The 17,967-nt window shown below is 41.9% G+C and carries 23 protein-coding genes, 1 pseudogene and 1 riboswitch; of the genes and pseudogenes, 4 read left to right on the top strand and 20 right to left on the bottom strand.

What is annotated here, in order from left to right:
• Window positions 1-138 precede the first annotated feature (138 nt).
• Window positions 139-231, top strand: coding sequence for a YjcZ family sporulation protein (locus MHI60_RS15745; protein WP_012010430.1), 93 nt, complete (start codon window positions 139-141; stop codon window positions 229-231).
• 90 nt (window positions 232-321) lie between these two features.
• A complete protein-coding gene (locus tag MHI60_RS15740; protein ID WP_144484535.1) occupies window positions 322-846 on the top strand; it encodes a DUF309 domain-containing protein in 525 nt (174 codons plus the stop codon).
• Between the two features lie 24 nt (window positions 847-870).
• On the opposite strand, the gene MHI60_RS15735 is transcribed toward MHI60_RS15740, so the two are convergent.
• The 7 genes and pseudogenes from MHI60_RS15735 to MHI60_RS15705 all read right to left on the bottom strand — a co-directional run bounded on the left by MHI60_RS15735 (window position 871) and on the right by MHI60_RS15705 (window position 5,225).
• Window positions 871-1,224 (bottom strand): GNAT family N-acetyltransferase, encoded by a 354-nt coding sequence (locus MHI60_RS15735; RefSeq protein ID WP_095408919.1) that lies wholly within the window; start codon window positions 1,222-1,224, stop codon window positions 871-873.
• Between the two features lie 113 nt (window positions 1,225-1,337).
• A complete protein-coding gene (gene ribE / locus MHI60_RS15730; RefSeq protein ID WP_029706184.1) occupies window positions 1,338-1,802 on the bottom strand; it encodes a 6,7-dimethyl-8-ribityllumazine synthase in 465 nt (154 codons plus the stop codon).
• Between the two features lie 74 nt (window positions 1,803-1,876).
• Window positions 1,877-2,455 (bottom strand): annotated as a pseudogene (gene ribB / locus MHI60_RS15725) (3,4-dihydroxy-2-butanone-4-phosphate synthase); the annotation flags it as partial.
• 11 nt (window positions 2,456-2,466) lie between these two features.
• Window positions 2,467-3,117: a riboflavin synthase gene (gene ribE, locus MHI60_RS15720; RefSeq protein ID WP_095408921.1), complete on the bottom strand. Its 651-nt coding sequence runs from the start codon at window positions 3,115-3,117 to the stop codon at window positions 2,467-2,469.
• A gap of 253 nt (window positions 3,118-3,370) precedes the next feature.
• A riboswitch (FMN riboswitch) is annotated at window positions 3,371-3,512 on the bottom strand.
• A 107-nt stretch (window positions 3,513-3,619) separates the two neighbouring features.
• A complete protein-coding gene (locus tag MHI60_RS15715) occupies window positions 3,620-3,964 on the bottom strand; it encodes a hypothetical protein (RefSeq protein ID WP_008344451.1) in 345 nt (114 codons plus the stop codon).
• Window positions 3,965-4,193: 229 nt separating this feature from the next.
• Window positions 4,194-4,430, bottom strand: coding sequence for a DUF2164 domain-containing protein (locus MHI60_RS15710; RefSeq protein ID WP_095409372.1), 237 nt, complete (start codon window positions 4,428-4,430; stop codon window positions 4,194-4,196).
• Between the two features lie 213 nt (window positions 4,431-4,643).
• Entirely contained in the window at window positions 4,644-5,225 is a 582-nt protein-coding gene (locus MHI60_RS15705; RefSeq protein ID WP_144484538.1) for a TetR/AcrR family transcriptional regulator, read from the bottom strand.
• 292 nt (window positions 5,226-5,517) lie between these two features.
• On the opposite strand from MHI60_RS15705, the gene MHI60_RS15700 reads away from it, so the two are divergent.
• Complete coding sequence (locus tag MHI60_RS15700; protein WP_240193823.1) at window positions 5,518-6,753, top strand: MFS transporter; 1,236 nt, start codon at window positions 5,518-5,520, stop codon at window positions 6,751-6,753.
• Window positions 6,754-6,783: 30 nt separating this feature from the next.
• Here MHI60_RS15700 and MHI60_RS15695 read toward each other — a convergent pair whose 3' ends face one another.
• Window positions 6,784-7,221 (bottom strand): peptidylprolyl isomerase, encoded by a 438-nt coding sequence (locus MHI60_RS15695; protein WP_008359679.1) that lies wholly within the window; start codon window positions 7,219-7,221, stop codon window positions 6,784-6,786.
• A gap of 321 nt (window positions 7,222-7,542) precedes the next feature.
• Here MHI60_RS15695 and MHI60_RS15690 point away from each other — a divergent pair, with 321 nt between their 5' ends.
• Window positions 7,543-8,427, top strand: coding sequence for a DUF1002 domain-containing protein (locus MHI60_RS15690; protein ID WP_024422856.1), 885 nt, complete (start codon window positions 7,543-7,545; stop codon window positions 8,425-8,427).
• Between the two features lie 38 nt (window positions 8,428-8,465).
• Here MHI60_RS15690 and lysA read toward each other — a convergent pair whose 3' ends face one another.
• The 12 genes from lysA to MHI60_RS15630 all read right to left on the bottom strand — a co-directional run bounded on the left by lysA (window position 8,466) and on the right by MHI60_RS15630 (window position 17,860).
• A complete protein-coding gene (lysA, locus tag MHI60_RS15685) occupies window positions 8,466-9,791 on the bottom strand; it encodes a diaminopimelate decarboxylase (protein ID WP_034280367.1) in 1,326 nt (441 codons plus the stop codon).
• A gap of 115 nt (window positions 9,792-9,906) precedes the next feature.
• Complete coding sequence (locus MHI60_RS15680; protein WP_095408924.1) at window positions 9,907-11,388, bottom strand: spore germination protein; 1,482 nt, start codon at window positions 11,386-11,388, stop codon at window positions 9,907-9,909.
• The gene (locus MHI60_RS15675) at window positions 11,333-11,941 is read right to left on the bottom strand and encodes a stage V sporulation protein AE (RefSeq protein WP_111290525.1); all 609 of its coding nucleotides are present in this window, start codon (window positions 11,939-11,941) and stop codon (window positions 11,333-11,335) included. Before MHI60_RS15675 ends, MHI60_RS15680 begins: the two co-directional genes overlap by 56 nt.
• Before the next feature lie 6 nt (window positions 11,942-11,947).
• Entirely contained in the window at window positions 11,948-12,298 is a 351-nt protein-coding gene (gene spoVAE / locus MHI60_RS15670; protein WP_024422860.1) for a stage V sporulation protein AE, read from the bottom strand.
• Complete coding sequence (gene spoVAD, locus MHI60_RS15665) at window positions 12,298-13,314, bottom strand: stage V sporulation protein AD (RefSeq protein WP_144484544.1); 1,017 nt, start codon at window positions 13,312-13,314, stop codon at window positions 12,298-12,300. Before spoVAD ends, spoVAE begins: the two co-directional genes overlap by 1 nt.
• Before the next feature lie 12 nt (window positions 13,315-13,326).
• Window positions 13,327-13,779 (bottom strand): stage V sporulation protein AC, encoded by a 453-nt coding sequence (gene spoVAC / locus MHI60_RS15660; protein ID WP_048239296.1) that lies wholly within the window; start codon window positions 13,777-13,779, stop codon window positions 13,327-13,329.
• A gap of 20 nt (window positions 13,780-13,799) precedes the next feature.
• Window positions 13,800-14,216: a stage V sporulation protein AB gene (locus MHI60_RS15655; protein ID WP_048239295.1), complete on the bottom strand. Its 417-nt coding sequence runs from the start codon at window positions 14,214-14,216 to the stop codon at window positions 13,800-13,802.
• On the bottom strand, window positions 14,206-14,826 hold the full coding sequence (locus MHI60_RS15650) for a stage V sporulation protein AA (RefSeq protein WP_034280357.1): 621 nt from the start codon (window positions 14,824-14,826) through the stop codon (window positions 14,206-14,208). Before MHI60_RS15650 ends, MHI60_RS15655 begins: the two co-directional genes overlap by 11 nt.
• Window positions 14,827-14,940: 114 nt before the next feature.
• A complete protein-coding gene (gene sigF / locus MHI60_RS15645) occupies window positions 14,941-15,708 on the bottom strand; it encodes an RNA polymerase sporulation sigma factor SigF (RefSeq protein WP_024422864.1) in 768 nt (255 codons plus the stop codon).
• 13 nt (window positions 15,709-15,721) lie between these two features.
• Window positions 15,722-16,162: an anti-sigma F factor gene (spoIIAB, locus tag MHI60_RS15640; RefSeq protein ID WP_024422865.1), complete on the bottom strand. Its 441-nt coding sequence runs from the start codon at window positions 16,160-16,162 to the stop codon at window positions 15,722-15,724.
• Window positions 16,159-16,512 carry an anti-sigma F factor antagonist gene (gene spoIIAA, locus MHI60_RS15635; protein ID WP_024422866.1) on the bottom strand — a complete coding sequence of 118 codons (354 nt, stop codon included), beginning with the start codon at window positions 16,510-16,512 and terminating at the stop codon, window positions 16,159-16,161. The genes spoIIAB and spoIIAA overlap by 4 nt, the downstream gene beginning before the upstream one ends.
• Before the next feature lie 160 nt (window positions 16,513-16,672).
• Complete coding sequence (locus tag MHI60_RS15630) at window positions 16,673-17,860, bottom strand: D-alanyl-D-alanine carboxypeptidase family protein (protein ID WP_111290529.1); 1,188 nt, start codon at window positions 17,858-17,860, stop codon at window positions 16,673-16,675.
• Window positions 17,861-17,967 lie beyond the last annotated feature (107 nt).

Genomic DNA, 17,967 nt, shown 5'->3' with positions numbered 1-17,967 from the left:
AGCTCTCGTCCAATATAATTTCGGCTATGATGCCTTAGGCAAATCGAGAAAAACTGTGGATCCGCCCATACCAATAAGGGCATTTATACATAGAATACCATTGTAATCAGAACTGATGAAAAAGGAGGCCGTATCATTATGGGAGATGGCTATAACTTCGGCGGAGGATTCGCGCTAATTGTCGTGCTTTTCATCTTGCTGATCATCGTTGGCGCGGCTTGGGTTTATTAAAGAAACAGAGCGTCCTTTTCACTAAAGGGACGCTCTTTCTTCTTTTCTTTTCGATATGTTAGACTGAGAGTGGAAAAGGAGATGACCGCTGTGTATCCTGAAGCGTACGTGGCTTTTTTACACGAATTTCATACGACAAGAGATTATTTTGAGTGTCATGAAATTTTAGAGGAATATTGGAAAGAAGATCCCCCTGAGCAGCGCAAAGAATATTGGGTCGGGCTCATTCAGCTCGCAGTTGCCTTGTATCATCAAAGACGGGGAAATGGAAAAGGAGCAAAACGGCTCATTTCTAACAGTCTTCACTCGTTAGAAGCAAATCGTTCAGTTTTATCGAATCTCGGTCTGGATGATGAGGCATTTCTGCTGCTTCTGCGAACGCTGAAAAAGAAGATGGATGAAGACATGCCCTATGAGAGTGTGATGCTGCCGATCAAAGATGAAGCACTTCTGTCTTTATGCCAAGAAATGGCCCAAAAAGAAGGACTGCTCTTTGGACAGGAAAGCAACTTATCCCATACATTTTTAATCGAAAAACATAGACTCCGTGACCGGACAGATGTATTGCTGGAACGACAAAAACAGATCGAACGTAAAAAAAGCAGAGGACTGTAGCCTCTGCTTTTACATGTGTGATATTTAATTTGTTTCACTGTGACACTTTTGAAAGAAGCCTTGCGTTAATTCATTTGGAATGAGAGTTTTGGTTTTAAATATCTCTTCCACGGCTAAAACCATTTCCTTGCCGATTCCTTGATCACGATGGGATGGATTCACACTAATATGCTCGATTTGTACTTGGTCGTCTGTTTTCAGCACACCAATAGCACCTACGATATCCTCGCCATCTTTCCATAGGAACAGCTGCCGATCTTCATCCATTTCATATGACTTCATCGTCTGCTGAAGCTGTTTGACGTCTTTCTCACCCGGCATAAAGGACAGGAGTCCCATGGCAATTTTTTCAAAAGACCTCTTGTAACGAATTAACATATATACCCCTCAATATTCAAATTATCCTAATTTCCAGCAAATGGATTATGAATCATTTGCTCATCACACATTATAAACATTTTTATACCGTTTTTAAACTCTTTTTCACTAAATTAAGAAAACGTTCGATTTAGATTCGCCATTTCAATAGCAGCTGCAGCCGATTCGCTGCCTTTATTTCCAGCTTTTGTACCAGCTCTTTCAATGGCTTGTTCAATCGATTCTGTTGTCAGTACACCAAAGATAATCGGAACCCCTGTTGACATAGCACTTTGGGCAATTCCTTTAGCCGCTTCATTACAAACGTAATCATAGTGAGTCGTTGCGCCTCGGATCACGGTTCCAAGTGTAATGACTGCATCATATTTTTTGGTTTCAGCTAATTTTTTTGCCATGTACGGAATTTCAAAAGCGCCTGGTACCCACACAACATCGATATCATCACCGTTTGCGCCGTGTCTGAGTAATGTATCTTCTGCTCCATCTAGCAGTTTACTTGTAATAAAATCATTGAATCTTGCTACGACAATTGCAAATTTTAGTCCTTCTGCTACTACATGACCTTGTATTGTATTCATATGTTGATCATCCTTTTTTGTGATTTTTATTTTGTTTCAATAGTGGCTGTTCGATGATTGTTTAAATATGTCTGTAATGCTTCTATTGTCAGCATCTTTAAATCATGCTGTTTTTGGATCTCCTTTAGTTCAGGGACGCGCGCCATTGATCCATCTGCATTCATAATTTCACATATGACACCCGCTGGCTCTGAACCTGCCAGTTTAGCAAGATCAACCGCTGCCTCTGTATGACCTGGTCTTTCTAGTACACCGCCCTCTTTTGCAATGAGCGGAAAAACATGACCTGGTCGGGCAAACTCTTCTGGTTTTGCGTCTTTATTTAACATGGAAAGCATGGTCGTGGAGCGCTCAAAAGCACTAATACCAGTCGTCGTTGTCACATGGTCGATGCTTACTGTGAATGCTGTATGGTGTGCATCCGTATTATGTTCAACCATCGGATGCAGATTCAGGTGTTTGGCGATCGACGCATCGACTGGCGTACAAATGAGGCCTCTTCCATGTAATGCCATGAAGTTAATCACTTCAGGCGTGGCATACTCAGCAAGTGCCACAAAGTCTCCTTCATTTTCTCTGTCTTCATCATCCACTACGATAATGATTTCTCCTTGTTTAAGGGCATTTACTGCCTCATCAACTGAATGATACATACAATCGCCTCCTAGAATCCGTGCTCTTTTAGAAATGATGGGGTCAATCGAGATGGCTGTTTTTCGCCTTGCTCTTTTGTTAAAAAGCGATAAATGTATTTACCGATCATGTCACACTCTATATTCACGATATCCCCCATAGATTTAGTCGGGAAAATAGTTCCTTCAAGCGTGTGAGGAATAATAGAGACTGTGACGTATGAATCTCGCAAATCGAAAATGGTCAAGCTGACACCATCTATTGCGATCGAACCCTTTTGGGTGAGCATATCTGTGAGGGTCTTGTTCATCTTCAAATCATAGTAAATGGCATTACTCTTCTTTTCTATCCGGGTAATGACAGCCGTTCCATCAACATGGCCTGAGACAAAGTGGCCGCCAAATCGTCCATTTGAGGACATGGCTCGCTCTAAATTCACTGGACTGCCTTTTGTCAGCTGATCCAGCGATGTCGCTTTGACCGTCTCTGGCATCACATCTGCCGCGAACTGTTCTTTTGTGAAGCTTGTGACTGTGAGACATACTCCATTAATGGCGATACTGTCTCCGAGATGAACATCTTCCAGCACACGGCTGCATGTAATGACAATTTCCATGGCATCTGCTGATTTTTTACTTAATGACTGGACGGTTCCGACTTCTTCAATTATCCCCGTAAACATGTGATCCTCCCTTTCTTTTCATTTGTATTTCTCACTTTTTAAAAAAGCGATGTTAGGGACATGTGATCGATTGAGCACCTTCGTCGCTTTTTATGGTCCATACAAGGTAGATGAGGGATCACCTAATAAACACTGCATGCAGTCTACTAACGAAAAAAACATACAGAAAGCCCCGGAAAAAATTCCGGGGCTTTGGCTTTTTTGCATCAGAAATAAAACTATGATCAACAAATATTTTTCGTTCATAGCTTTCTTTATCCTTCTCCCATCCAGACTTTCACTGTCGGCTTCAGCTTTTCACTGAATCAACCGTTAATAAATTAACGGGTCACGGGCTGTAAAGCATTTGCTTTATTACCGTCGGTCGGGATTTTCACCCTGCCCCGAAGGATACAATCGATATTTAGCTGTCCTTATGGGCTATTATAGCGATCCTTGTTGTTAAATGCAACAATCAAGATTTCTTCACAAAAAAAAGCCTCCTTATAGGAAAGGAGACATGTTAATTAACGACTTTTACTACTTTTATCAGTCCATCTATTCTTTTTTCATTACTAAAGTAGGCTTTAATACGATCGCCTTTTTTCAGATCGGCCACATCATCTTCAAATTTCTTTCCATTAAAAATGATTTTTGTGCCATTCTTTGCTTGACCGTAATATTCATCTCCATCAATTTTCGTAATGGTATATTCATAGATGGTGTAATCTTTATCATTATTTGTTAAGCTCTCGCCAATAGCTGTTGGCACATCTTCAATTTTCATGCCATTCATGTATAAATAACCTGCGCCTAAACAAAGCAGTAAAACAAATAAGATCGCAATTTTTAATTTAATTTTCCCCATATTTAGAACCTCCATCATCTGCACTTCGCCTATTTGTATGTTTTATTCCTTCTTTTTTTGAAATAAAACCAAAAAAGCTGATTTTCATTAATGGTTACTTATATAACGATTCAGATGGCCCTTTGGTTCCACCTCTTAATCATTACATATGATACGAATATGCGTTCTTTATTAAGGGGGTCTTTTTCCTATTTATCAGTTCGTAACACACCATACTGCAGCTTTTCGACTAGATTCTTTTTTCGAGTGCGAATAAGTCTTCCTCTAACAATTGGGACCGCTGGACAGCGATGCTGCGGCTGTCACGAACCCCTTGATTATAATAGTAGCTTCCAAGGTTTTTTGTGATAAATTCTAGTATATTGATGGCTGCTAATTCACCAATCTCTTCTTCTCGTTCTTCGGCAAAGTAACGCTGAATGGTCATCATCATTTGATTTTTTTCTTCTTTTGTGAGTGGTTTCAAAGTCTCCCCTTCTTTCTTTTCGTTTTCTTCATTTGCATCTGGATGTGCTGGCATCCCACAAATACGAATGTTTGTTCTCTTATCATATCATAAAAACAGCTTCTGTGCATGACTGCCCTATAAGAAAAAGCGTAATTTGATGTATTGGATCAAATACGCTTTCACTATGCTGTATGATTTTTTCACGGAAGCTGTCATAGCGTGTTGTCCATTTTATTTTAAAATGGATAAGATCGTCGCTACAGAATGATCTACAAATGAACGCTCTGGGCGTGACTTCATGAGGACGGTAAGCCCGATGAAAGAAACGACCAGTGTCTGTGCTAAGGCTTTCGCATTCAAGCTGCTTTCGAGCTCACCCGAGCGAATACCTTGCACAATCTTTTCTTCAAATATGACCGAAAGATACATCTGATGCTCTCTTGTCAGAATTTCAAATTTCTCTTCGTGTGGAGCAAGCTCCACTATTGTATTAATGCAAAAACAGCCTTTACTCGGACCATCTCTATATTCCTCTTCCACTACATCTGTAAATAATGTATGAAATGCTTCCTTTACAGATGGATTGTTTTGAAGTTTTGTTCGAATACGGGCTGCATGCTGCTTTGTATATTTGCGTAATGCAGCCTCAAATAATTCCTCTTTATCTCCAAAGGCTGAGTATAAGCTTGGCCGCTGTATACCCATTTTTGCAGTCAAATCGCTTAACGTTGTAGCTCTATACCCCTTTTCCCAAAAAAGCACCATTGCATCATCCAACGCTTTTTCCTCATCAAACTCACGCTGTCGAACCATCATCAATTCCTCTTTTCAATAATAAAATCATTTCACCAAAACAATTATTCATTTATTTGTAAGGATATCATTTTCTTTTTCATTACCAATCAGTACATTATAATTTTATTTTATTCATGTAAACATGTCAAACTGCCTTTCTTCTTTCAAGAAGAACACAAAATAACCGGATTAAACTCTTGACTTTAAAACATTTTGTTGGTTATCCTTAACAGGAATCATTTTATACCGATCAGTATATTATACTTTTGAGTATAAAAAGGAGAGGATGCAATGAATGGTTAAAGATAAAATGACTCCAAGAGATCATCCTGATATGAGAACTGCTCATTTACGATCAAAGATGACTCACTATATGGCACTACTTTTTGCAGCAGCGTGCGGGATGGCTGTTGCAAACATATACTTCGCACAACCGTTACTAGATTCACTGGCAGACGAGTTCGGTATCACGTATTCATCCATCGGTATTGTCATTACGATTACTCAGCTTTGTTATGCGGCGGGGCTGCTACTGATAGTACCACTTGGTGATCTGCTGAATCGACGCCGGCTCATCATAGGTCAGATGCTTTTATCTGTGCTTGCCCTCATTCTAGTCGGCATCGCTCCTATCGTCACCGTCCTATTTCTAGGATTAGCAGTGGTTGGACTGCTCGCTGTAGTCACTCAGGTACTCGTTGCGTTTGCAGCAAGTTGGGCTGCTCCAGAAGAGCGCGGCCGTATAGTCGGCTTGGTGCAAAGTGGAATCGTAATCGGCATTCTTCTCGCCCGAACCTTTGCTGGTGTATTAACCGATTTTGCTGGCTGGAGGTCTGTTTATCTTGTTTCTGCCGTCATCATGCTTATCCTGACTGGCGTATTGTTTCGAGTGCTCCCGGGTGATGACAGCAAAAGAGAGTCATTATCCTATGTTCATCTGCTTCGTTCAATGTTTATATTGTTTATACAAGAACGAATCCTGCGCATCCGCGGGATTTTGGCTCTTCTGATTTTTACCGTCTTTGGTACGTTATGGACTTCACTCGTGCTGCCTCTCAGTACCGCACCATACTCTCTTTCACATACTGCCATTGGCGCATTTGGTCTTGCTGGAGCAGCCGGAGCGTTAGGGGCTACTCGGGCTGGCATCCTTGCTGATCGAGGTTTTGGACAGTACACAACCGGTATAGCCCTTTTCCTATTATTCATTTCATGGTTTTTCATCGGTTTGACTGAACATTCACTTATTGCATTAGTTATTGGCATTATCATTCTTGACCTATCTGTGCAGGCAGTACACGTGACCAATCAGAGTATGATTTTCACAGTACGGCCTGAGGCGAGAAGCCGGCTTACTGCCGCTTACATGATTTTTTACTCCATCGGCAGTGCGACCGGTTCAATTGTTTCAACCAGTATATACGCGACCTATGGCTGGAGCGGAGTATGTCTTTTTGGTGCCTCTATCAGCGCTTTAGCCATTTTGTATTGGATCATCACCTACCGCCTAACGGAAGAACTCACAGTAGTCTCAGAAACAAAATAAAAAAACACCGCGATTAAGCGGTGTTTTAGATTAAGCATCTACAACTTCGACTTTTTCCATGCCTTGACCTTGCTCCATATCAAGTACAGCCTCGATACCAGATGTTACCTTGCCAAAAACAGTGTGAACACCGTTTAAGTGCGGCTGCGGGTCATGTACGATAAAGAATTGGCTGCCGCCTGTGTCTTTACCAGCATGCGCCATTGATAATGAACCTCTTTCGTGCTGATGTGGATTTCCTTCTGTTTCACATTTAATTGTGTAACCAGGACCACCCGTTCCATTACCGTTTGGGTCGCCGCCTTGGCTGACGAAACCCGGGATCACGCGGTGGAATTTCAATCCATCGTAGAAGCCTTCATTCGCTAATTTTTCAAAGTTTGCTACTGTACCTGGAGCAGCCTCTGGGTAAAGTTCAAACTCAATTTTCTTTCCATTCGTTAATTGTATGTATCCTTTTTTCGCCATTTTTCACATTCTCCTTTCAGGTTAAACAACGCTCATTATAGCACATTTTTGGTGATGTTAAACATCCCCTGCTCTTCGATTGTCATTTACCTCTTAACTGATGATTGATAAAATAGGGTTGCTTCATTCTTTTTTCCTAATAAAATGATATCTGACTAAATGATATGTTTTCATTTATTGGAAAAGGGACACATCTTAAAAAGAAAATTGAAACGTCGAGCCAATTTGTTACGTCTATATGATGGAGTGCACTTCATCACGTGTACTCAAAAGATGAGTTTCTCTTGAAAGAGGAACGCTTTCGACTTGAAGGAGGTCAACATGTTTAAAAAAATGATGCTTGGTATGATGGCAGCGCTCCTTTTCCTTATTGGTGCGCCAAAAGTCAGCTTAGCGGATGCAGCTGTCGGCGATGTCATCGTCACACTCGGGCAAGACTTAACTCCGGCTGATCGCCAGAAGGTGCTTGACGAGTTGAATCCACCTGAAAATGCGACAAAAATTGAAGTAACCAATAAAGAAGAGCACGAATATTTAGGAAAATACATCCCTCGTTCTTCTATCGGGACGAGAGCATTATCATCTTCATCGATCACCATTGAAAAATCAGGTACTGGTCTGACTGTGGACACACACAATATCAAGACTATTACAGATGAGATGTATTTAAATGCTTTAATGACAGCAGGTGTCAAGGATGCCAAGGTTGTCGTGACTGCGCCATTTGAAGTATCTGGTACAGCCGCACTGACAGGCTTACTAAAAGCGTATGAGGTGTCAAGTGACAAAGCCATTCCAGAAGATGTGAAGCAGGTAGCAAACGAAGAGCTTGTGACAACTTCTAAATTGGGTGACTCTATCGGGAAAGACAACGCTTCTGCCCTTATTGCAAAAATCAAAGATGACATTGCAAAAAACGGTGTCCCTAAAACCACGAAAGAAGTAGAAGAAAAAGTGGATCAGGCTGCTTCTGATTTAAACTTAAATCTGACGCAGGATCAAAAAGATCAGCTTGTCTCGCTCTTCGATAAAATGAAAAACATCAATATCGATTGGAACCAAGTAGGATCTCAAATTGATAAAGCAAAAGACAAGATTACTAAATTCATAGAATCAGATGAAGGGAAAAACCTCCTTCAAAAGATTTGGGATTTCTTTGTCTCCATTTGGAACGCGATCGTCTCTGTATTCACTGGAGGAAAATAATTCATGAAAAAAAGCTGCCTGTACACCAGGCGGCTTTTTTAAGTAGATGATTTCACTTTTGATTGATACGGTAAATCAAGTTTGACAATGTCCTCATATGTTTCACGCTCAACCACAAGCTGCGCTTCCCCGTCCTCTACAAACACAACAGCTGGGCGCGGGATGCGGTTATAGTTGTTTGACATACTATAGCCGTAAGCTCCGGTACAAAAGACAGCTAATAAATCCCCTTGTGATAACTCTGGCAGATCGATATCCCAAATAAGCATATCTCCGCTTTCACAGCATTTACCGGCAATTGAAACCGTTTGATCATGCGTTTGGCTCATTTTGTTGGCACTTGCCGCTTCATATTTCGCTTGATATAATGCCGGACGAATGTTATCACTCATTCCGCCATCTATCGCAACATAATCGCGGATTCCAGGTACATGTTTTGATGATCCGATCGTATAAAGAGTCGTCCCTGCATCTCCAACAAGAGAACGGCCTGGTTCTATCCAAATCTCCGGCATATCAAACTCATAGCGGGCCACGTTCTCTTTCACAGCTTGGATAATTTTCTCGACATATTCTGTCGCAGGAAGTGGTTCATCCTCTTCTGTATAACGAATCCCAAAGCCGCCGCCTAAGTTTAACACTGTAGAAATAAAACCAAATGATTCTCTCCATTCATCCAGCTTCAAAAAGATTTTATCTGCTGCAAGGACAAAACCAGCCGTATCAAAAATTTGTGAACCGATATGACAATGGACTCCTAAAAGCTCGATGACTTCTGATCCAAGCACTTGTTTCACCGCTTCATCTGCTTGTCCATTGTGAAGATCAAAGCCAAATTTTGAATCCTCTTGACCTGTCGTAATGTAATCATGCGTATGCGCCTCGACACCAGGCGTGATGCGGAGCAATACTTTCACTTTTTTTGACAGCTCTTGACCAAGCTGTTCAATGAGCTTCATTTCATAGAAATTATCCACAACAATACAGCCGATCCCATGCTCTAGGGCCATTTTTAATTCTTCTCTGCTTTTATTATTGCCATGGAAATGAATTTTTTCTACTGGAAATCCAGCGCAAATGGCTGTGTGAAGCTCACCTCCTGATACGACATCAAGAGATAATCCTTCTTCTTTGGCAAGCTGAAACATAGCGATGGAGGAAAATGCTTTACTCGCATATGCTACCTGCGCCGTTAGTTCTTCTTCTATAAATGCTTTTTGAAAGCTTTTTGCGCGCTCCCGTATTAAAGCCACATCATATACATAAAGTGGTGTCCCATACGTTTCAGCTAAAGAAACGGCATCAACACCACCAATTTCTAAATGACCGAGTTCATTTTGTCTGCAAGTGCCGTGTAAATACAATGTCATTCCCTCTTTCTCCGCTTCGGCTGAAAAAAGGCAGCTGCGTGAGCTGCCTTTTGCCGTGTCTCAAAGTTAAAAATACAATATCACAATCTTCAGCCACTTTCAATGAGCGTTAAGAATTTGGCGGAATTTTTGATCTGTTTTGAGGGTGAACGATGCTCGGCCTTACTTTTGAGCCAGGAACAGACGTCCGAATCAGCACTTGCCACAAAGCCTTCCCATTGAAAGGAAGGAACGGCCACATATAAGGCGTCTGCAATGAACGAATGGATGTTAAATAAATGATTAACAACGTAAAACCAATGATAAGTCCATTCAGCTTAAAGATTGCCACTAGTGCTAGGATGATGAGCCTTACAATCTTATTGGCGACACTCAGCTCATAGCTTGGCGTTGTAAAGGTACCGATCGCAGCCAGCGAGACGTATAAAATGACCTCTGGTGTAAACAAACCGACATCAATGGCGATTTGTCCAATTAAAACAGCCGCGATCAGCCCCATGGCGGTCGACAATGCGGTTGGCGTATGAATCGCTGCCATCCTTAAAAATTCCACCCCGAAATCAGCAAGGAATACTTGAAGAATGACAGGGATATGAGAAGGTTTATTAAACCCGATATAGCTTAAATTGTCAGGCAGGAGATTTGGTTCGAGGATAAAAAGAAACCAAATCGGCAAAAGAAAGGTAGAACATAAAATACCTAAAAAGCGTACCCATCTTAGGAATGTACCAACGGCCGGTGCCTGGCGGTATTCTTCTGCATGCTGAACGTGGTGAAAAATAGTGGTTGGTGTAATGATGACACTAGGGGATGTATCTGTAATGATGATGACATGCCCTTCTAATATGTGGTTAGCAGCGACATCCGGACGCTCGGTGTAACGCACTAGCGGAAAGGGATTATATCCTTGCTTAATAATAAATTCTTCAATCGTTTTATCAGACATCGTCAGCCCATCGACTTTGATTCCTGATACTTCTTTTTCTATAATATCGACAAGATCTGGGTCTGCAATATCTTCAATATAGCAAACACAGACATCCGCTTTTGAACGTTCGCCTACTTTGAGCATTTTGTATCGCAGCTTTTCATCCCGTACTCTTCTTCGAATAAGCGCTGTATTCACAATAATGTTTTCAACAAAGCCGTCCCGTGCTCCCCGGACAACCTTTTCTGTATCCGGCTCCTCAGGCATTCTGCCAGGATAGCTTCTAACATCAATGATAAATGCGTAGTTTTCACCTTCTACAACGACTGCTACAAGCCCAGACAGCACTTGATCTACTGCTTCATCCAGCGTTTCTACCTTGGAAACCTGCTGATTGACAAGGCGGTTCTCGACTACATGTGCAAGATCATCTGATTCAGGTTCGTTATCATTGATTTCGATTAGTTCTTTTAATAAGTAGATGATATACTGCGTATCACACAATCCGTTTACATAGTAAAGCTGGACTTCCTGATCGTGTATATAAATTTTCCGAACACCAAGGTCAAAGCTGAGACCCATTCCGACATTTTCCTTGAAGTAATCTTCATTTTTCTTCGGATCTCGGTACACGTTTACCTTGTCTTTCTTCATAGTAACCACTCCTTTCTAATATTAATTCCACTGCTTTCATCGTGATTGGAGATCCCTTGCTCAGATCATCTTTCCGTCCCATCTTGCCAATATCTCCAATCCCGACAACGAACGGAAGGTTGAGGGAGTCAAGGCAATACACTGTATCCCCGCTCATTTTATGGGGCTCCATTTCGGGAAGACCGTGTTTGTCGACACCATATTCTGTCAGTTCACCTTCCCGGTCAATGGAGACATGGACCTTTGTCCATTCTGCTTGATGTGTCTTGGATGCAACTGCGATCGCACCAATGACTTCAATTTCAGGATGGCGCGCCACATGTTTCATCGCCGTCTCCCCTGTTCCTTCACCTGTCAGGCCAGAATCATCAAACATCACAAAGACTGGATCATACGGCGTTTTTAAAATCATCTGGACAAGTTCAGGTCCTGTCCGCTTGCTTGGATTTCCTTTTGAGCTGGAAATACATCGCCCGCCGACGTTTTTAGCAGCAAGCTCAATGGTTTTGGCAGCATATATATCTCCGTCTGTCACTAAAATGACTTTCCGTCTTTGCCCCATATTTGGTTATCCTTTCGGTTTAAAGATAAGTGCGACAATAAATGAGAATAAAATCGCAGCTGATATTCCAGCAGAGGTTAATTCAAAAATACCGATACCGATGCCGATGAATCCATGTACATCTGCCTGATGCATTGCCCCATGAAGCAAGCTATGACCAAAGCTGACGATTGGTACGGTGGCGCCTGCACCTGCAAATTCAATAAATTTATCATAAATACCGAATCCATCTAAAATGGTACCCGCTACAACAAAAGTAGTCATGACATGTGCAGGCGTGAGTTTGAGTACATCTAGCAAAAGCTGGCCAATGACGCAAATAAGTCCGCCTGCCACAAAAGCGATAAGGTAATCCATTAGCTCTCTCCTCCTGCACGCTCAAATACGACACCGTGCGCAATGGTTGGGATGGTCTCTTTTTGCTGAACCATCATCGGGCTGAGTAACGCCCCGGTTGCCACAACGAGTACTCTTTGCAATTTCCCTGCTTTCATTTCTTGAAAGATATGACTAAATGTCACAATAGCTGAACAAGCACAGCCGCTGCCTCCAGCGAATACGTTTTGATCGGGCGTATAGATGATTAAACCGCAATCATCGTGCTTTCGCCCAAGCTGAATACCGTCTTCTTTCAGAAGATCCTTTAAGATCGGCGAACCAATGCCTGATAAATCTCCAGTCAAAATCAGATCGTAATCATCTACTGTTCTTCCTAAGTCTTCTAAATGCTGCTTGATGGTGTCTGCCGCTGCTGGTGCCATGGCCGATCCCATATCAAATGGATCTGTAATGCCAAGATCCATGACCCTGCCTACCGTTGCGCTCGTAATTTGAATGTCAGAGGCTTCTTGGCTGATAATAACGGCTCCGCTTCCTGTCACTGTACTTGTTGCTGTATCGGGCTTTTGTCCGCCGTATTCTGTCGGATTACGAAATTGGCGTTCTGCGGTCGCATTATGGCTGCTTGTCGCAGCGATGGCTCTATTTGCAAAGCCGCCATCAATGAGTGCTGACGCAATGGCAACCGATTCCATTGAGGTGGAGCATGCCCCAAACAAACAAAGGAAAGGGATCTTCAGTTCTCTTGCCACATAGTTTGCAGTGACGTTCTGATTGAGTAAATCCCCAGCCAGCAAAAGGTCAATATCGCTTTTTTGCAAATTTGCTTTTGATAAAGCACTTGATATCGCATCATCCATGAGCTTTCTTTCAGCCATTTCCCAGTTCTTTTGATCACAGTGCATTTCATCGTACGTTTTATCAATTAAATGACCAATCGGGCCTTCTTTTTCTTTCGGTCCTGCAGCGGTTCCTTCTGCATTGACATAAAGCTTGTTCTCAAATACCCAAGATTGTTTACCTGTTAGTTTCACCTTTCATTCCTCCTACGAAAACATCTTTTCCAAGACGTATCGAATGATCCCTACGACATATGCCGAAACGACACCAAATACAATGACGTTCCCAGCGAGCTTAAACATATTTGTGGCAACACCTAAAACAAGCCCTTCACTTCTATGCTCAAGGGCAGCACTTGTCATGCTGTTTGCAAAACCTGTCACTGGTACAGCCGATCCTGCTCCAGCAAACTGTCCAATTTTATCGTAAATACCGATTCCAGTTAATATAGAAGAAATTAAAATGAGGGTTGCCACCGTCGGGTTCCCTGCTGTCTTTTCGTTAAAATCAAAAAAGTGGATATAGAAATTTTGCAGCCCCTCACCTATCAGACAGATTAAGCCGCCAACTAAAAACGCCTTGATGCAGTTGAGGACATAAGGAGGTTTGGGCTGATATGTTTTCACCTTAGATGGATAGTTTTCTTTTAAACTCGACACGTGTTGTTCCCTCCAATTTCTTAAATATAAATAAGCCAATGAAATAGTGAACCAAATACCTTTCCTAAGACGATGGCCATGAGCAGCAAAACAATTTTCCCGTCCATTCCAATTCTTTTCGTTAATATAGGAAGTACATTTAATACTTCAGTAAGTGCAGCTGCAAGCATACCGACGAAGATGCCTGATAAAAGACCAACCGGCAGCGCCAGCCATTTGGTTAAATGCAGATGCATTTGACTTAAGGTGGCCCATCCGCCAACGACCGCCCCGCTAATGACAGCCGCCTCGTATCCTTGAATAAAGCGCTGCGTTTTGGTTAATTGCATTAAGCGGGGAATGATGCCAAGCACTGTAAGAAATGCCACAAATCCTGCTCCGACCGTTAAACCGCCGCCAAGTCCAACGAGGACGACAAAAAGCCATTTACCGATCATGGATATCTTTCAATGTTTCTTTATTTTCGTTGAGTGCGACATAATGATCGAGATCGAGCTGATATTTAAACATTTCCACTTCGAGCGGACTTGGTTCTTCATTTAAACGCTTTTTAAATACATGATTGAAAAACAAAATCATGCCAAAACCGAGTCCAAAACTATATGGAATTTGTAATAAATACGGATGCTCAACCGTTTTTCCAGTGATCATTTCATATAGACGGATATGAACGAGCCGCATGCTGACATCCTCGTGGAAATTCATAATGGCAAGCGCCGCTCCGACAAATAATAGGAGCCATACAAACACAAATAAAACGGGAGAAAGCTGGCGTTTGCCTGTATCAATTTCAACAATGGCTTCAGAGCCGCCAACGGTTTGAATGTCGATATCTGGCCACGTTTTTTTGATCGTTTTGACGACATGCATGATATCAAGAACGACGATGTGACGATCCTTTTTGCTGACATGATACACCGGCATTTTGCTAAGCTTTTGCACAGCAAACTCATCACCAGTGATTTGGGCGATATCTTCTAAATAAATGAGCTGATCAATACCAGTCTTGATTCGATGGCGCAGCCGAATAAAGATTTGTCCGTCCATCCAAGTCACTTCCTATACGATGGGTTAAAAATAGTATGTGGTGAAAAATGGTTCTCATACCGACAGAATTTCATTTACCGGTAATTACCACACAAAAAAAGCCAGCCGAATTGGCTAGCTGTCTTTTTGATCCATTTGCATTTGAATTTGTTTTAGAATTTTCTTTTCAAGCCGTGAGACTTGAACTTGTGAAATGCCTAGTCTTTCTGCAACCTCAGATTGTGTCTGGTCTTTATAATACCTTAAATACACAATGAGTTTTTCCCGTTCTTCTAATTCCTTGATCGCTTCTTTCAGTGCGATTTTGTCAAACCATCTTTCTTCAGAATGATCGGCAATTTGATCAAGCAATGTAATCGGATCCCCATCATTTTCATACACCGTTTCATGAATGGATGATGGGGAGCGCACCGCTTCTTGGGCAAGGACAACATCCTCAGGTGTGATATCAAGGTATTCGGCAATTTCCTGAACGGTCGGCATTCTTCCATGAGACTTAGACAATTCATCCCTTGCCCGCCGAATTTTATTTCCGAGTTCCTTTAGTGACCGGCTGACTTTGACCGTTCCATCATCTCGAATGAATCGCTGAATCTCACCAATGATCATTGGAACAGCGTACGTTGAAAACTTTACATCATATGACAAATCAAATTTATCAACAGATTTCAGCAGTCCTATACAGCCAATCTGAAACAGATCATCTGGTTCATATCCCCTATTTAAAAAGCGCTGAACAACGGACCAAACAAGACGCATGTTTTTTTCTACGAGGAGGTCTCTTGCTTGCTGATCACCGTCTTGGCTTTTTTTGATGAGCTCTTTGACTTCATCATTTGACAGCTGGGCTTTTTTTGCTTGCTTTTTTACCTCCACATCCATATGAGCAGCTCCTTTAATTACAAAGCGCTTTGCTTTTTGATAGATGCTTTGTTAAACGGATGGTCGTGCCCATTTCTGGAGATGAGTCCACCATGACATCATCCATAAAATTCTCCATGATGGTAAAGCCCATTCCAGAGCGCTCTAAGTCTGGTTTTGTGGTGAAAAGCGGCTGTCTTGCTTCCTCAAGATCTGTAATACCCATCCCTTCGTCACGGATGGTGAGGTAAACGACATGATCATCTAATGTGACATGGATATGCACCTTGCCATCTGGATTCCCATCATAGCCGTGGATGATGGAGTTTGTCACTGCCTCAGATACAACGGTCTTGATTTCTGTTAATTCATCTAAAGTCGGATCAAGCTGGGCGATAAATGCCGCGACTGTCACCCTCGCAAACGATTCATTTTGGCTTAAGGCCGAAAAAGTCAGGTTCATTTCATTTCTCATGATGCCACCCCCAATGTTTGCAAAGCCGTTTGCTCTGAAGGCTCCATACGAATGATTTTAAACAAGCCAGACATATCAAATAACCGGTTCACCGCTGGCGAGATGGCACAGACGACCATTTCCCCGCCAAGCTGCTTAATTTCTTTATATCTTCCTAAAATCACTCCGAGTCCAGAGCTGTCCATAAACGATAAATCAGCCAGATTCAGCACAATGTGGCGAATATCCTCTGTTTCCAAATAATTCGTCACCTTTTGTCTCAATGTTTCTGCGGAGTGATGATCGAGCTCTCCTGTTAACCGAATGCAAAGTACGCTCTCTTTTACTTGAAAATCAATACCAAGGCTCATTTTTTATTCCTCCTTGCTCTAATTTCGGATAAAGAGTGTTTCTCTTTTATATGAAGTAAATCCTTCACCATGACAAAACTAGTGACCATTCGTCACATTTAGATGTTCTTTTCTTTTCCTCATAGCAAAAAGACTGCCAATTACAGCAGCCTTTCGCCTTTTATTTCCATTTCACAAAATCAGCCATTGCTCGTTTGAAGAAAGTCCAAACGCCCGCTTTTTCCATTCCTTCTTTTGCTTCTACAGGGCTTTCATGCAGCACTTTTCCGTCTTTTTTCAAGACGATCGTACCAAGTTCCGTTCCTTTTGAAAATGGAGCCTTGACATCATGAGACAATTTGATTTCTTTTTTGATCTGATCCACATTTTCGCCTTTTTTCGTTAAAAGGGAGATCGGTTCAGAAGTAACGAGCTGAATGTTTTTCTTTTTCCCTTTGCTCACTTTGACCTCCGCTACATCTTGCCCTCGTTTGTAAAGCGGATGAGTCGTATATTGACTAAATGCGTAGTCCAGCATTTTGACTACCTGAGCGTTTCTGTCTTTCGGAGTGCTTGCGCCGAAGACAACCGCAATGACGCGCATGTTGCCTTTTTTAGCAGATGCAGTTAAACAGTATTTCGCTTCACCTGTAAAACCGGTTTTCACCCCATCGACTCCTGGATAAAATTTAATCAGACGGTTTGTGTTGACAAGCCAGAATTTTTTATCTGTGTTTTGCCGGAGATAGTCTTCGTAGACACCTGTGAATTTGGTGATTTGTTCATATTTCAACAGCTCTTTTGCCATTATTGCCATATCGCGAGCTGTGCTGTAATGGTCTTTTTCAGGAAGTCCTGTTGGGTTTTGAAAGACTGTTGAGTTGAGGCCAAGCTCTTTCGCCCTTTTGTTCATCTGCTCTACGAACTGTTCTTCAGATCCTGCAATATGCTCTGCCATGGCAACTGAAGCATCATTTCCTGACGCAATCGCAATGCCTTTCAGCATTTCTTTCACAGTCATTTCTTCTCCTGGTTCAAGGAAGATTTGTGAGCCTCCCATGGACGCTGCATAGTCGCTCGTTCTGACCTTGTCTGTCATTTTCAGTTTTCCCTGATCAATGGCTTCCATGATGAGAAGCATCGTCATGATTTTGGTCATACTTGCGGGTGCAAGCTTTTCATCGCTGTTTTTGTTGTAAAGTATCTTTCCCGTGTCACGTTCTATTAAGATCGCTGATTTGGCTTCGTGTGCCAATTCTGATGTTTGTTTTTCTCCTGGTTTTTCAATTTTTTCTTTTGCTGTCGCTGATGGTGAAACCATTGAGATAAGGATCATTAAAATAAACAATGCACATATATGACGTTTCAAGTGGCAGACCTCCATTATCGTAATCCTTTCTATTTTTTCCTCATACAGGCTGTTTTATTCAGAGATCGTATGATTGCAAATAAAAAAGCCTTCTGCTTGGGTAGCAG

Origin of the sequence: Bacillus sp. FSL K6-3200 (genome assembly GCF_038630485.1) — a bacterium.
Lineage (GTDB): Bacteria > Bacillota > Bacilli > Bacillales > Bacillaceae > Bacillus > Bacillus safensis.
Note: the sequence above shows the minus strand (reverse complement) of the source record. Positions and strands in the feature narration are given on the sequence as shown.